Source organism: Pseudomonas prosekii, assembly GCF_900105155.1.
GTDB lineage: Bacteria > Pseudomonadota > Gammaproteobacteria > Pseudomonadales > Pseudomonadaceae > Aquipseudomonas > Aquipseudomonas prosekii.
This window is the reverse complement of record NZ_LT629762.1, coordinates 4,826,248-4,841,567: the sequence shown is the minus strand read 5'-3', so window position 1 is coordinate 4,841,567 and position 15,320 is coordinate 4,826,248. Positions and strand designations below refer to the sequence as shown.

Genomic DNA, 15,320 nt, shown 5'->3' with positions numbered 1-15,320 from the left:
TATAATCCGGGCATGAATTTGATGCCCGAAGACCTCCCTGACGACCCTGTTCTGCTCAAGCAAATGTTGCTTGAGGCACTCAGTCGTCAGCAGGTAACGGCTGAGGCATACCAGACTCATATCGTCGATCTGAAAGAACAGATCAAGCTGCTGCGCGACCGTTTGTTCGGTCGCAAATCCGAGCAGACCGTTGAACCCAATACCCCTCAACTGGCGTTGTTCAACGAGCCCGAAAGCGAGCCGATGCCTTCAATCGGCGACGCTGACGAAGAAGTTGTTGCTCCGACTTCACGTCGTGGCAAGCGCAAGCCTCTGTCTGCTGATCTGCCGCGCATCGAAGTCATCCACGAACTTCCCGAGCACGAACTGACGTGTGCCTGTGGTTGCCGCAAGCATGTCGTCAGCGAAGAAACTAGCGAGCAGCTGGATATCGTGCCGATGCAAATCCGCGTGATCAAACACATCCGCAAAGTCTACGGGTGTCGTGGTTGTGAAGCGGCGCCGGTCACTGCTGACAAACCGGCTCAGTTGATCGAAAAGAGCATGGCCAGTCCGAGTGTCTTGGCGATGTTGTTGACCACTAAATACGTCGACGGCCTGCCGCTCCACCGATTTGAAACCGTACTTGCCCGTCATGGTGTGGACATCCCTCGCCAAACGTTGGCGCGCTGGGTCATCCAGTGCGGCGAGCACTTGCAACCGTTATTAAATCTGATGCGGGATCGGTTGCTGGAAAGCCCTGTCGTCCACTGTGATGAAACCCGCGTCCAGGTACTTAAAGAACCGGATCGAGACCCAACCAGCCAATCCTGGATGTGGGTGCAAGCCAGCGGGCCGCCGGCTCGAAAAGTCGTGCTGTTTGACTACACCTCCAGCCGTGCGCAGGAAGTGCCGTTGCGCCTGTTGGAAAGTTATCGTGGCTACGTCATGACCGATGATTACGCGGGTTACAACGCCTTGGCATTACAGCCCGGAGTGGAACGTCTGGCGTGCATGGCCCATGTGCGGCGCAAGTTTGTCGATGCTCAAAAGGTACAGCCCAAGGGCAAGGCGGGACGTGCCGATATCGCCCTGACGATGATCAACAAGCTGTACGGCATCGAGCGTGAACTAAAGGGCGTCAGTGACGAGCAACGATTTATCGGCAGACAGGAAAAGAGCCTGCCGATCCTAGCCCAGTTGAAAAGCTGGCTGGATAAAACTCAGTCCCAAGTGACGCCGCAAAGTGTGCTGGGCAAGGCGGTTAACTATCTTGCCAACAATTGGAGCCGGCTGGAGCGTTACGTGGAGGCCGGGTTTTTACCGATCGACAACAATGCGGCGGAACGCGCGATAAAGCCGTTTGTTATCGGTCGCAAGGCGTGGCTGTTCAGCGACACGGCCAAAGGCGCTACTGCCAGTGCTCAGATCTACAGCCTAGTGGAGACCGCCAAGGTCAACGGCCAAGAGCCTTATACGTGGCTACGCCACGTACTGGAGCAGTTACCACATGCGCAGTCGGTGGCAGACTATGAGGCACTGTTGCCGTGGAACTGCTCGCCAGAGATATCACGTTAAACCTGAACCCTAAACGTGGGGTGAGTGGATCGAATCGTATGCTAGGGAAGCCTCGACATCCTTTGGTGTACCGCCAAATCCACCCAGCACGTAATAGACTCGGTACGTTTTTTGGGCCTCCAAAGCCCTGTAAAAATATAAAATCCTACCCCCGGTACAAAAATAATCCTACCCCCGGTACAGGTCCAAAATGGCTCACATGAGCACAGATAGGGCGTGCTTCTGCATTTCCGTGGCATTGAAATGGCATTTAAATACCACAGAAATAGCGCGCATCTTTTGTGCCACCTGAAATACCTGGTCTTGGCATTTTTGTGCCATTGAAATAACCAAACTTTGACATTTTTGTGCCACTAAAATAGCTAAACATTGGCATTTTTATGCCAGCAAAATGGTAGGTGAGCTATTTATGTGCCACAGGTATAGAAATATGGCGCACCGCGTCTGGGATCAGGTGGTGACTTTGAGTGTGGGGTTCATGGAGCGTTTACGTTGAAACCCCTCGCTAATGAAATCCGGACAGAGGAATCGCCCTTAAACTCAACGTTATTGGCCCTGCATGAAGCGCGACCTGCGCAACTCTGAGCATGCATCTGCGACTGCTTCTCACTCTTGCTGTTTGTCAACAAATGTTGGAAAATCGAAAATGTAACCCGGTATTAATTTCTTCTACCTGCAAGACGGTAATTTCCAGGAATTTTTTGGAGCCGCTGTCGATGAATTTTTTGAGCGTTCAATGAACATTCCAGTAACTACAATTGATGAATCCCGACACGAAGTGGTCGAAGTAAAAGAACTTATTAATGGCCTATGGGATCAAAGGGCTATTGTTTTATTGTTTACTGCATTAACTGTTACCGCCGCCATTGCCTATACCGTCTGGGCCACCCCTGAATATGAAGTAGAGACCAGCATCCGGCCTGTCGCAATGGCGGACCTAGACGAACTAAACGAATCCGGGCTTTATAAAATTTTGCCAAAAGATGCGCTGACACGTGTGGGATCGTCAATGCAGTCTTACGATGTCCGGTTGAAATTTTTTAAAGCCAATCCACAGTTCCTTGCCCCCTTGCAAGCACCGGGGCAACCCATCGAAGAAACATTTGAAAAGTTTAATGAAAAAGCATTTTTGATTGACCGAGTTGATCCACAGAAAAGTACCAGCCTCACTGAAACCATTGGACTCAGTCTCAGATACCCTAAAGGGGTCGATGGCGTCGGCATTGTAAGAGAGTTTACTAATTACGTCCTCAAGAGTGAAAAGGAAAAAATTTCTACCAGCCTTAAAACACTTATTGCCAACCGTATCACCCAATTAGATAAAAAACTGGAGTCTAAAAAATCCACTTATGAAGCTGAAAAAGACTCGAAGATCGCTAACCTGCTAGAAAAAGATCGGCTTAAAAAACAGTTACTTCAAGACGAACTTAAAGCGCTTCGTCAGCAACTGCAAAGCCGCAGACAAAACCGTATCAAAGAACTTGACGAGGCCATCGTCATTGCAAAGAAACTCGGAATTGTTAAACCCACTACCCCTTCGGCGCTGGGGGACGGGGATCAGGCTCACCAAGGAAGTATGATCCGCACAGAAGTGAATAATCAGAAAATCCCACTGTATTTCCTGGGACAAGCAGCGCTGGAAGCGGAGCGAGCCACTCTTGAAACTCGCCGTTCCGACGACTTCACTGAGCCGCGCATTGATGAAATTCAAAAAGAACTCAGCCTGCTGACCGTCAACCGCGAAGCTGCACTTCTCAAGGAGCGCGACAGCCCTGAGTTGTTCTTGAAAGACTTTGCCGACATCCGTGGCGAACTGACGCACTTGAAACAAATGAATGTCGACTTTGATCAATTTGATCTGGGACTCGTCGATAAAGATGCGACAGAACCTCAAGGCCCGATTAAACCGAAGAAAGCCCTCATTGTCGGATTTGGTCTGATATTCGGCTTTATACTCGGCATGGGTATCGCTATTCTTCGACGCGCAATACTTTCATTCCACAGCGCTCGTCGGTAACCGGTAAAACAGCATAGATTATCGCTGCAACCCGCAGACCATTAACCTCGGCCTGACTGTCGCTCCTCAAAGTATGTTTTTTGGAGCGACAGCGAGACTTGTCTTGATAAAACTTGCTGTTTGAAAGTTTGTCGCTACTTATTTAGGCTGCGTTCATTGAAACATGTCGGCGCTATCATTACTGCCCAACCAGGCATTGACACTTTCGACACTTTCTTCAGATAACTTCCCTGCCCACCGGCTCATGATAAAAAGATTAGTGATGAAGTCGTATTGCGTCTTGAGCAAATCACGACGCGCCTTGAATTCATTCTGCACGGCGGTCAAAACATCTACAGCGTTAACTACGCCGTACGTGAACGCTTTTTCTGCCGCGATGCGCGATTGTTCGGCCGAGGCCAACGCATTATGGTTAGCGCGTATTTTTTCCGCGCTGGAGTCTGCGGTCAGGTATGAGTTCGTCAGCTCCTTGACAACTTGGCGTCGTGTCGCGACCAATTGCTGCTCTGCCGTGAGCAGATCCTGATACAGCTGCCTTACCCGCGCTGACGTTGAACCACCAATGTAGATCGGTATTTGCACCCCCACCCCGGCGACGAAGCTGTCGGTCTGAGGTGCCAACGAGTTGTTGTAGCCTTCATTGGTCTGTTGCGCGCTCAGGTTCAGATTGACTGTCGGATAATGCCCGCCCTTACCGGCACGCAGGGCAGCCTCTGCTGCCTCCTGAGCACTTTCACTTGCCATGATAGAAGGATTTTCAGTGATCGCCAGGTTCACCCAGCTCTCCAGACTGCCGGCCGATACCTTCAACTCGACATCATTACGCACACGACTCAGTTTCTCGTTGACTGGACGCCCGATGATTTCCGCCAACGCTACGCGACTCAGTCTTGACCGGTTACGCGCATCGACTTCCTGGGCAGCCAGCGAGTCAACCCGGGATTTCAAATCCAGCAGGTCGGTGATCATCGCTAACTGTTTGCTGTATAGCGCACTGACCATGGCCAAGTTCTTCTGGGTGGCCCTGCGTTCGGCCTGCACCAATTCAAGTTCATCATCGGCAGCCAACGCGGCGAAATAACGCTGCGCCAGATCGACGGTGGCTTCTGCCTGCGCTTCCCGGGACTCGGAGTCCGCTTGTTTGGCCTGGCTTTTATAGTGCTGGTAGTTTTCCCAGGCAGCCTTGTTATACAAAGGCTGGGTCAGCCCCACCGTATAGTTGCGACTGTTGTAAGCCTCGTCGACCTGCAAATTAGTCTGCTTGATACGGTTGAAACCTGCATTCGCTGTCACCGAAGGCAGGAGGCTACCAAACGCCTGATTTTCCTGTTCGACACCCGATTGTGCCTTGGAATAAGACGCTATAACCCTGGGATCTTCGAGGCGGGACTCGCGGTACAACTGCATCAAGTCAACCGAGTAATTCTGTTTGCTGACAGAGGCCGTGCGTGGTGCGCTACTTGAGGGCTGGGCAAGCCTGGGGTCGGATGCGTGAGCCGGCAATACCAGCGCGCCCAGCACTACACAGGGAAACAGGAGAACGATCATTCCTCGATCATCGACTGGGCGATAACGTTACGCGCTGGCTGCATCAGATATTGCAGCATGGTGCGCTCGCCTGTGTTGATCAACACGTCCGCCGGCATGCCGGCCAACAACTTGCGATCGCCGAGTTTCTGCGCGCCGGCCTGGGTCACGCTGATCCGGGCCAGATAATATGGCGCACCGGTTTTTTCATTGAGCAAGCGATCGCCCGAAACACTCGTCACCCGACCTTCAATGACCGGTGTCGTTGCGCTGTTGAAAGCACTGAAGTGAATGTTTGCCAATTTACCGATCGCTATCCGGTCGATGTCGTTCGGAGCGACCTGCGCATCGACGACCAGGTCAGAAATAGACGGCACGATATCCAGCAAAGGGGTCGCGGCACGTACAACACCGCCGATGGTGTGAACCGTCATGCCGATCACCATCCCGTCATCCGGGGCACGAATAACCACCCTGCTCAGGCGATCTTCCAGCGCCGCGGCTTTTTCCTGCAAGTCGTAGGCTTTGGTCTGGGTCTCCGCCAATTGTTTGGTGACGTCAGCGCTGAAGTCCTTGTCAACTTGCAGTATCTGCAACTGGGTTTCATTGATCTGCAACTTGGTCTTGATGTTGGTCGAGCGGTGATCTGCCACTTCAGACTTCAGTAAATCCAGTTTGCGCTCCTGTTCGAGCATGCGCTGTTTGTCGACAAAGCCCTGGGCGAGCAACTCGTTCAACTCGGCGATTTCGCCGCTGTAGGATTCCTGCAGATTGCTCTTGGTACCGATCATCGCGTCGGTCCCTTTGATTTGCTGGTTCAACTGACCAATGCGCTCTTGCAGGACCGAGATCTGCCCCAGCCGGGAGCTACGTCGTGCACTGAACACTTGAGTCTCACCCAGGCGGGCTTCAATACTGCGTTGAGTGTCCGAATCTGTAGTGTTCGGGAACGGGATGGTGTGCAGGTTATCGCGCTCCGCCAGCAGCCGCGCTTCCATGGTCTTGGCGGCAATCAACTGGCTGCGAGTCATCTCGTATTCGGAGCGCAACTGAGCATCATCCAGAACGATAATCGGATCGCCTTTCTTCACAATATACCCGTCATGGGCAAGCAGATCCTTGACGATGCCTCCTTCCAGATGTTGCACCGTCTTGCGATAAGTCTGCACGGTCACTACGCCAGGCGCATAAGCTGCGCCATCGAGCGGGGCCAACGCCGCCCAGCCGCCAAACAGGCCAAACGTCACGAACACGATGAAAAAACCTGCCCGGCGTATTGAACCGTCAGATACGGGCAAATCGGCGAAAGTATGGGTGGCAGTGGCGAGCGTGCGGGTCATCGATAGGTTCCTGTCAAACGCTGCTCGAAGCAGCGTCTGCGCCGGCCTTGACGCCGGGCTTGTGTTGGGCGGCCAACGAATGGGCACTGAGTTGTTCGAGAACCTGATCACGCGGGCCATACAGGCTGATCGTGCCGGCGCTCATCACCAGCAAACGGTCAAGTTGGGCCAGAATCGAGGTGCGATGGGCAATGACGAAAACTGTCGCCCCCGTCGATTTTATTTGTTGCAGCGCCAATGCCAGTGCGCGTTCGCCGACTTCATCGAGGTGGGCGTTCGGCTCATCAAGAACAATGAGCCGCGGGCTGCCATAGATGGCGCGGGCCAGGCCGATGCGCTGACGCTGACCACCCGACAGGTTCATGCCCCCTACGCCAATCAGCGTGTCGTAGCCATTGGGTAGCATCAGAATCATTTCGTGAACACCCGCGGTCCTGGCAGCCAGCACCACTTTGTCTGGGTCAACGACACCAAAGCGCGCAATGTTGTCGCTGATACTGCCTTCGAACAATTCGATGTCCTGCGGTAAATAGCCCAGATGAGGTCCCAGTTCGCTTTTATTCCAGTTGGCGATGTCCGCAGCGTCCAGGCGAACCACGCCCTGCAGCGGTCTCCACACCCCCATCAAAGCCTTACCCATTGTGGACTTACCCGAGGCGCTCGGGCCGACGATACCAATCGTCGCACCTGCCGGTGCGCTAAAGCTGATGCCTTTGATGATCGGAGTCTTTGAACCCGGGGGCCCGAGCACGAGGTTCTGCACCGTCAAATGACCTGTCGGCGCGGGCAGTTGCATGCGCTCGGGATCGGTTTTTTGCTGGTCGAGAATGCTGTCAAGGCGCGCATATTGTGCTCGGGCAGCGATGAAGCCTTTCCAACTGCCAATTATCAGATCCAACGGTGCCAGCGCACGGCCCAACAGCACTGAACCGGCGAGCACGAGACCGGGACTGATCTCATGGCTGACCGCCAGATAGGCACCAAGGCCCAGAATCAGCGACTGCACGATCAGACGGAAGGTTTTGGAAATCGACGTGATCATGCCGCTGCGATCGCTCGCTCGCGATTGCAACAACAGCACGTTCTTGTGCCGCAGACTCCAGCGCGAAATAAGGGAGTCCAGCATGCCCATGGATTCGATCACATCAGCATTGCGCAAGTTCTTAGTGGTATGAAGTGTCGCGCCGATGCTTTGAGCATTAACTTCTGCCAGAACCTTGCCCGTTGACTTCTCATTGATACAGGCCAGCGCCAGCAAAATCACCGCACAGCCAATGGCAGCCCAGCCGTACCAAGGGTGAAACAGGAATAGTACCGCGATATAAATCGGTAACCACGGAGCATCAAAAAACGCGAACAGACCGTTACCGGCCATGAATTGGCGCAGCCCGGTCAGGTCATTGAGCGGTTGGGCCGAAGCATCTATGCCTCCGCTGTCCAGTGCCCGCTTGAAGCTGGCTTTGTACACATCCTGGCTGAGCAGCACATCAAGCCTCGTGCTGACCCGAATCATGATCCGCGAGCGAACCCACTCAAGCAGCCCCATCGTTACGAGCAACAGGGTCATGATGATAGTCAGCATGGCCAGCGTCGTCAGGCTCCCGCCCGTGACCACCCGCCCGTAGACCTGGAGCATGTAGAAGGTCGGGACCAACATCAGCGCATTTATGAAAAGACTGAAAAAACCCACTGACATGAAACTGCTCCTGCAGGCTTTCAAGGCTGCTTGCAGGTTGTTTTCGGATGTACTGCGCATCATCTCGGTATTGCCAAAGGGTAATGTTAATAGGTTTTTGGAGGCGCGCGAGTGTACCACTCTGGCATCGCTTGCTGAATCAAATAACCGGCCTTCTGATTGCCTGCAGCGACAGACTCCCAAAGTCGGGCGAGCCAGAGAGGTGGCCGGGGATTGTTACAGGAAAATGAATGCTGGCTCTTTAACATACCCCGAAGAGCTGTAAGATACGCGGAACTCAGGCCATCAGAAAATCCACGGAAGGATTCAAACACAGGGCAAGGCCACCCAAAATCCGGGGAATTCATGTTGACCAATTATTTTGCTTTAATCGCCGATATCATCCGGCAAGAGTCGGCTGCAACCGGCATGCTGCTTCAAGACACCGCACGCGAATTATTGTCGAGTAATACCACTCACTCTGATGGTGACTGGTGGGCCGTTCATGGCAATGACCCTTTTTATGTCGCCGAGCAACTCTACAAGACCATCACGGGTGATCCCACTGCCGAACGCCCGGAACTGTTGTGCGGCAATATCGTCAACGTGTTCAGCGGGCTGTGCGCGGAGTTAGGTTTGCAAAAACGGTCTATTTGGACTTATTCAGACAGTCAGGGTTTCTTTCAAGGCCACACGTACCTTGAGATCTTTAACACCACATCCAACAAGTGGGAAATCCAGGACGCTGATTATAATGTTTACTACACCGATATTCGCACGGGCGAACGTGTCGGTGTCATGGACATGATGAATGCTGATGACGTCGAATACTTTATCCCTAATAACGCGCATGGAAGCGGGTGGGCATCAACCGGCGCGGACCCCCTTCGACAGGCCAATCTTTATGCGGCGCAGATGATTACTTCGGAGAATACGCTCTACACCAGTAATGACAGTTTGAGCGATACCCTGTTGGACAGCATTGCGAATGCGCTCAATGGTGTCTTTAACTACACGGTAGAAAGTATGCCCGGCAACCTCGACATCAAGCACTTTACGGATAGTGATGCCATCACTGCCAACGGCAGAGCCACAATAACCGGGACGTCCGCCGCAGATTTCATTTCGTATGACGGCGTTACAAACCTGCCTATTCTAGCATCTCTCATAGGCGGGGCTGGTGATGACACCCTCGCCCTGCGCCTTTCTGCCGGCCAACTCTACGGCAATGAAGGTAACGACGTATTGATTGGCGGGCAATACACCGATCTCCTGGTGGGCGGGACGGGTGATGATTACTTGTCTGGCGGAGGCGGTGCAGACCAGTATGCTTTCGCGAAGGGTGACGGTTTTAACGACACCATCGAGAGCTTCGGAATCGGAGCCGACCAATTGCTGTTCCTCAGCGTCACCGGTACCGGTGGTACAGGGCGTACGCAAATTTCAGAACGGGAATTCAATTTAAGAGTCGATCAAAAGTTGACTGCTGATGGCGTCTATCTTCGTTATGACACTGATGGAGATGCGCGCTTTGATGGGGGGATGTTGATTGAAGGCCGAACTTCCCTGCTCACGACCAGCGACGCTACTTTTTTGTTCAACGCGGACCCGCTAAAGGGATTCAATACATCAGCAGTCGCTGCGAACCCGGGATCCGGCTACGCAGAAAAAATCACTGGCACCAATACCGCAGACAAGATTATCTACACCGGCACTCTGGGTGCCGAACTCGCCGGCAGTGTTACCGGGCTAAACAGCGGCAACGACATCATCCAGTCTCACTCGGATGCCAGCTGTTCACTGTATGGTCACGATGGTGATGATGTATTGGTTGGTGGTGGTGGCAATGACTTCATTGTCGGCGGAACGGGCAACGATCTTTTGATTGGTGGCAAAGGCCAGGACATCTTTGTATTCAACGCAGGATCAGGCTCGGACACCATCCAGGATTTCAAACAAGGTGAAGATATCCTGTACATCTATGGTTGGACGACAGCCAAGGCAGTCACGCAAACGCTCCAATCGGATGGTCTGGTCGTAACGTTCGACACCGCAGGTGATGGCGGTCACGGTGGCAACATCACGCTGCTCGGGCAGACCACACTGTTGAACGACAGCGATCTGTACTTCGCCTAACGTATCCGCTCCATGAACCCCACATTCCAAGCGGATAGCTGACGGCTGATGCTGTCCTCCCGATTTCCATCAGGAGTCCATCACCATGATGCGTCCCAATGCCAGCGTTGAAAAAGTGTACCTCTACCCAAAGCCGGTAGATTTTCGAAAGTCCATTGATGGCCTAGCTGCGCTAGTCGAACTGGATATCAAGGTCGCGGTGTTTGACCCCGTGCTCTTTGTTTTTCTGAATCGCCACCGTAATCGGGTCAAAGTGTTGTACTGGGAGCGTAACGGCTTCTGCCTTTGGCTCAAGCGCCTGGAGTCCGAGCGTTTTAAGACTTCACCCGAAGAGGTGGACGAGGCTATCGTGCTGACCGTCCAAGAACTGAACTGGCTACTGGATGGATTTGATCTCTGGCGCAACCGTCCACACAAGGTTTTAACGCCAAGATTCGTCGCCTGACGGGTATAATCCGGGCATGAATTTGATGCCCGAAGACCTCCCTGACGACCCTGTTCTGCTCAAGCAAATGTTGCTTGAGGCACTCAGTCGTCAGCAGGTAACGGCTGAGGCATACCAGACTCATATCGTCGATCTGAAAGAACAGATCAAGCTGCTGCGCGACCGTTTGTTCGGTCGCAAATCCGAGCAGACCGTTGAACCCAATACCCCTCAACTGGCGTTGTTCAACGAGCCCGAAAGCGAGCCGATGCCTTCAATCGGCGACGCTGACGAAGAAGTTGTTGCTCCGACTTCACGTCGTGGCAAGCGCAAGCCTCTGTCTGCTGATCTGCCGCGCATCGAAGTCATCCACGAACTTCCCGAGCACGAACTGACGTGTGCCTGTGGTTGCCGCAAGCATGTCGTCAGCGAAGAAACTAGCGAGCAGCTGGATATCGTGCCGATGCAAATCCGCGTGATCAAACACATCCGCAAAGTCTACGGGTGTCGTGGTTGTGAAGCGGCGCCGGTCACTGCTGACAAACCGGCTCAGTTGATCGAAAAGAGCATGGCCAGTCCGAGTGTCTTGGCGATGTTGTTGACCACTAAATACGTCGACGGCCTGCCGCTCCACCGATTTGAAACCGTACTTGCCCGTCATGGTGTGGACATCCCTCGCCAAACGTTGGCGCGCTGGGTCATCCAGTGCGGCGAGCACTTGCAACCGTTATTAAATCTGATGCGGGATCGGTTGCTGGAAAGCCCTGTCGTCCACTGTGATGAAACCCGCGTCCAGGTACTTAAAGAACCGGATCGAGACCCAACCAGCCAATCCTGGATGTGGGTGCAAGCCAGCGGGCCGCCGGCTCGAAAAGTCGTGCTGTTTGACTACACCTCCAGCCGTGCGCAGGAAGTGCCGTTGCGCCTGTTGGAAAGTTATCGTGGCTACGTCATGACCGATGATTACGCGGGTTACAACGCCTTGGCATTACAGCCCGGAGTGGAACGTCTGGCGTGCATGGCCCATGTGCGGCGCAAGTTTGTCGATGCTCAAAAGGTACAGCCCAAGGGCAAGGCGGGACGTGCCGATATCGCCCTGACGATGATCAACAAGCTGTACGGCATCGAGCGTGAACTAAAGGGCGTCAGTGACGAGCAACGATTTATCGGCAGACAGGAAAAGAGCCTGCCGATCCTAGCCCAGTTGAAAAGCTGGCTGGATAAAACTCAGTCCCAAGTGACGCCGCAAAGTGTGCTGGGCAAGGCGGTTAACTATCTTGCCAACAATTGGAGCCGGCTGGAGCGTTACGTGGAGGCCGGGTTTTTACCGATCGACAACAATGCGGCGGAACGCGCGATAAAGCCGTTTGTTATCGGTCGCAAGGCGTGGCTGTTCAGCGACACGGCCAAAGGCGCTACTGCCAGTGCTCAGATCTACAGCCTAGTGGAGACCGCCAAGGTCAACGGCCAAGAGCCTTATACGTGGCTACGCCACGTACTGGAGCAGTTACCACATGCGCAGTCGGTGGCAGACTATGAGGCACTGTTGCCGTGGAACTGCTCGCCAGAGATATCACGTTAAACCTGAACCCTAAACGTGGGGTGAGTGGATCGAATCGTATGCTAGGGAAGCCTCGACATCCTTTGGTGTACCGCCAAATCCACCCAGCACGTAATAGACTCGGTACGTTTTTTGGGCCTCCAAAGCCCTGTAAAAATATAAAATCCTACCCCCGGTACAAAAATAATCCTACCCCCGGTACAGGTCCAAAATGGCTCACATGAGCACAGATAGGGCGTGCTTCTGCATTTCCGTGGCATTGAAATGGCATTTAAATACCACAGAAATAGCGCGCATCTTTTGTGCCACCTGAAATACCTGGTCTTGGCATTTTTGTGCCATTGAAATAACCAAACTTTGACATTTTTGTGCCACTAAAATAGCTAAACATTGGCATTTTTATGCCAGCAAAATGGTAGGTGAGCTATTTATGTGCCACAGGTATAGAAATATGGCGCACCGCGTCTGGGATCAGGTGGTGACTTTGAGTGTGGGGTTCATGGAGCGTTTACCGCCTAACCGCCAGAGTAATGGGATGCAGACCCCAGGGTCTTCCTGCGCGAGACACGTTAAAGAAAAAGGCCGATCACTGATCGGCCTTTATCGTTCAATTACACGCTTAGTTCACTTCAAGCTTTTCGCGATTTCTGTCCAGGATTGCCTTGCCGATCCCCTTCACTTCCAGCAATTCGTCCACAGACGCAAACGCTCCATTACTCTCACGATATGCAACAATTGCCTTGGCCTTCGCCTCACCAACCCCCGCCAACTCACGCTGCAGCGTGGGTGCATCAGCACTGTTAAGATCAACCTTTGCTGATTGCGACTTGGCGACTACATCTTGCACGAGCGGAGCATTGACCGTCTCGGGCTTTGATGCTGGCGCAGCGAAAGCCGCTATGGAGGCGCTGGTAAGAAGGGCAAAAACCAGGGAATAGAAATAGCCTGTACGCATAAGTAAAGCTCCATGACATCGTTTGAGAAAGCAGCTTTTCCGAAGCTGCTCTTTAAACTTAGGCTATATTGCAGAGCTGTCAAAAATGCGTTCGTTACAGGATATGAAACAATCAGGGTTCCAAACGACGCTGCTGATAGATCCAATCGACGATTTCGCCATCGGGGGTATAGCCACTGACAGTGTCGCGCAGCAGTTGACGAACACGCGCATAATCGTCCAGATCAACCGCATTGAGCAATTCGGTCAGCTTGCCCTTCAAAACATCCCAAGGCAGATGATCTTCGTTGGCACTCATGATCATCGGATGCTGAGTGGCCGCCACGTTGTCACCGATCAGCAACTCCTCGTAGAGTTTTTCACCCGGGCGCAGGCCAGTGAACTCAATAGAAATGTCGCCATGCAGGTTTTTTTCCGAGCGCACGCTCAAGCCGGACAAATGGATCATTTTCTCGGCCAGTTCGACAATCTTCACTGGCTCGCCCATGTCCAGGACAAACACGTCGCCGCCCTGCCCCATGGATCCTGCCTGAATCACCAGTTGCGCAGCTTCGGGAATGGTCATGAAGTAGCGAGTGATCTTGGGATGCGTGACAGTGAGCGGGCCGCCTGACTTGATCTGCTTGTGGAACAACGGAATGACCGAGCCGGATGAGCCCAGCACATTACCAAAGCGCACCATCGTGAATCGGGTCTTGTTCACGCGAGAAACGTTGGTCGAGTCGCCGAATAACACGGGCGCCAACTCTCGACTGAGCGCCTGCAGCGTCAACTCGGCAAGGCGCTTGGTGCTGCCCATCACATTGGTAGGACGCACGGCCTTGTCCGTCGAGATCAATACAAAGTTGGCAACGCCCGCTTGAAGTGCAGCTTGAGCCGTATTCAGCGTGCCGATCACGTTGTTGAGCACGCCTTCGGCAATATTATGCTCGACCATTGGCACATGCTTGTAGGCTGCCGCGTGATACACCGTGTCTACATGCCAGGACCTCATGATGTCCAGCAACTTGTCCTGGTTGCGTACTGACCCCAGAATCGGCAGAAGACGAATCGATAATGACTCGCGCGCGATCCGCTGCTCCAATTCGGACAAGATGCTGTATAGATTGAACTCGCTGTGCTCAAACAGTAAAAGCGTTTTGGGGCGTAGCGCCAGAATCTGGCGGCAAAGCTCAGACCCAATGGACCCTCCAGCCCCTGTGACCAGCACTGACTGCCCCGTGATGCAATGCTCCAGCAAGTCAGCCTGGGCCGGGACCGCGTCACGACCGAGCAGGTCAGCAATGTCGACTTCCTGAATGTCATCGACTTTGACCCGACCACTCGCCAGGTCCATAAAACCCGGGACGCTTCGAACATGCAGAGGGAAGCCTTCGAGAAAACCAAGAATCTCGCGACGGCGACCACGGTTGGATGAAGGAATAGCGAGGAGAATCTCCTGAGCGTCCGTGTTGTCGATCATCTGCTGGATATGTTTAGGCTTGTACACCTGCAACCCGGAAATAACCCTGTCTGCGATCCCGCTATCATCATCGATAAAAGCCACCGGGCGCATTACTCGCCCCATCCTTAGGGCGGCAACGAGTTGATTGCCGGCGGCTCCCGCGCCATAAATAGCGACCTTCGGTAAACCATCATCCCTGTTGGTAAACGGGACGTGCTGAGCGGCACTGAACCAGTCACCCAAAAAATACTGGCGCATGGCCAGGCGCAATCCGCCGATCATGATCAAACTCAGCCACCAGTAGTTGAAAATGATCGAACGAGGAACGACGTTTTGGTGATTGCTGTACCAGTAGACCACGACGCCCAGTATCAAGGACGATAACGTGACTGCCTTGATAATGGCGATGAGCGCGTCATTGCCGAAATAACGCATGACCGCGCGGTACATGCCAAACCGAATGAATAGAGGAATTGCCACTACAGGCGCACTGACTAAAAGCCAGAGGTGCTGAGTGAATGGATTGACCATCTCGTCCAATCCCAGACGCACAACAAACGCCATCCACAGAGCAAACCAGACCAGCAAAATATCAGTCAGCACCTGCAGAATGCGTTTATGTCGTCTTGGCAGACTTAACAACTTTGCCCGAATCTTATCCATAACCCCTCTAAACACCTCTCG

10 protein-coding genes are annotated in these 15,320 nt (G+C 53.3%); 5 read left to right on the top strand and 5 right to left on the bottom strand.

The genetic code is table 11. The features are described 5' to 3' along the window. Nucleotides 1–12 precede the first annotated feature (12 nt). A complete protein-coding gene (tnpC, locus tag BLU01_RS22020) occupies nt 13–1,557 on the top strand; it encodes an IS66 family transposase (protein WP_092271806.1) in 1,545 nt (514 codons plus the stop codon). A 736-nt stretch (nt 1,558–2,293) separates the two neighbouring features. After that, a complete protein-coding gene (locus BLU01_RS22015) occupies nt 2,294–3,574 on the top strand; it encodes a GNVR domain-containing protein (protein WP_092279457.1) in 1,281 nt (426 codons plus the stop codon). A gap of 153 nt (nt 3,575–3,727) precedes the next feature. Here the strand turns inward: BLU01_RS22015 and BLU01_RS22010 are convergent, their stop codons facing one another. From BLU01_RS22010 to BLU01_RS22000, 3 genes are read right to left on the bottom strand one after another with little or no spacing between them, the layout of a single operon-like run. Continuing rightward, entirely contained in the window at nt 3,728–5,122 is a 1,395-nt protein-coding gene (locus BLU01_RS22010) for a TolC family outer membrane protein (protein WP_092279455.1), read from the bottom strand. Next, complete coding sequence (locus BLU01_RS22005) at nt 5,119–6,441, bottom strand: HlyD family type I secretion periplasmic adaptor subunit (RefSeq protein ID WP_092279453.1); 1,323 nt, start codon at nt 6,439–6,441, stop codon at nt 5,119–5,121. Before BLU01_RS22005 ends, BLU01_RS22010 begins: the two co-directional genes overlap by 4 nt. A 13-nt stretch (nt 6,442–6,454) precedes the next feature. Then, nucleotides 6,455–8,197, bottom strand: coding sequence for a type I secretion system permease/ATPase (locus tag BLU01_RS22000; protein ID WP_092281694.1), 1,743 nt, complete (start codon nt 8,195–8,197; stop codon nt 6,455–6,457). Between the two features lie 285 nt (nt 8,198–8,482). Between BLU01_RS22000 and BLU01_RS21995 the strand changes: the two genes are divergently transcribed. From BLU01_RS21995 to tnpC (BLU01_RS21985), 3 genes are all read left to right on the top strand, one after another. Next, nucleotides 8,483–10,252 carry a calcium-binding protein gene (locus BLU01_RS21995; protein WP_092279451.1) on the top strand — a complete coding sequence of 590 codons (1,770 nt, stop codon included), beginning with the start codon at nt 8,483–8,485 and terminating at the stop codon, nt 10,250–10,252. 85 nt (nt 10,253–10,337) lie between these two features. Beyond that, complete coding sequence (gene tnpB / locus BLU01_RS21990) at nt 10,338–10,697, top strand: IS66 family insertion sequence element accessory protein TnpB (RefSeq protein ID WP_231987099.1); 360 nt, start codon at nt 10,338–10,340, stop codon at nt 10,695–10,697. A gap of 16 nt (nt 10,698–10,713) precedes the next feature. Further along, a complete protein-coding gene (gene tnpC / locus BLU01_RS21985) occupies nt 10,714–12,258 on the top strand; it encodes an IS66 family transposase (protein ID WP_092271806.1) in 1,545 nt (514 codons plus the stop codon). Nucleotides 12,259–12,856: 598 nt separating this feature from the next. Here tnpC (BLU01_RS21985) and BLU01_RS21980 read toward each other — a convergent pair. Both BLU01_RS21980 and BLU01_RS21975 read right to left on the bottom strand, forming a co-directional pair. Next, nucleotides 12,857–13,192, bottom strand: a complete 336-nt coding sequence (locus tag BLU01_RS21980) for a ComEA family DNA-binding protein (RefSeq protein ID WP_092279449.1) — start codon at nt 13,190–13,192, stop codon at nt 12,857–12,859. A 112-nt stretch (nt 13,193–13,304) separates the two neighbouring features. Next, nucleotides 13,305–15,299 (bottom strand): polysaccharide biosynthesis protein, encoded by a 1,995-nt coding sequence (locus BLU01_RS21975; protein ID WP_092279447.1) that lies wholly within the window; start codon nt 15,297–15,299, stop codon nt 13,305–13,307. Between the last annotated feature and the right edge of the window lie 21 nt (nt 15,300–15,320).

Bases quoted from the DNA above. Each gene is read 5' to 3' on its own strand.
- tnpC (WP_092271806.1), top strand. From the start codon at position 13: ATGAATTTGATGCCCGAAGACCTCCCTGACGACCCTGTTCTGCTCAAG.
- BLU01_RS22015 (WP_092279457.1), top strand. From the start codon at position 2,294: ATGAACATTCCAGTAACTACAATTGATGAATCCCGACACGAAGTGGTC.
- BLU01_RS22010 (WP_092279455.1), bottom strand. From the start codon at position 5,122: ATGATCGTTCTCCTGTTTCCCTGTGTAGTGCTGGGCGCGCTGGTATTG.
- BLU01_RS22005 (WP_092279453.1), bottom strand. From the start codon at position 6,441: ATGACCCGCACGCTCGCCACTGCCACCCATACTTTCGCCGATTTGCCC.
- BLU01_RS22000 (WP_092281694.1), bottom strand. From the start codon at position 8,197: ATGCGCAGTACATCCGAAAACAACCTGCAAGCAGCCTTGAAAGCCTGC.
- BLU01_RS21995 (WP_092279451.1), top strand. From the start codon at position 8,483: ATGTTGACCAATTATTTTGCTTTAATCGCCGATATCATCCGGCAAGAG.
- tnpB (WP_231987099.1), top strand. From the start codon at position 10,338: ATGATGCGTCCCAATGCCAGCGTTGAAAAAGTGTACCTCTACCCAAAG.
- tnpC (WP_092271806.1), top strand. From the start codon at position 10,714: ATGAATTTGATGCCCGAAGACCTCCCTGACGACCCTGTTCTGCTCAAG.
- BLU01_RS21980 (WP_092279449.1), bottom strand. From the start codon at position 13,192: ATGCGTACAGGCTATTTCTATTCCCTGGTTTTTGCCCTTCTTACCAGC.
- BLU01_RS21975 (WP_092279447.1), bottom strand. From the start codon at position 15,299: ATGGATAAGATTCGGGCAAAGTTGTTAAGTCTGCCAAGACGACATAAA.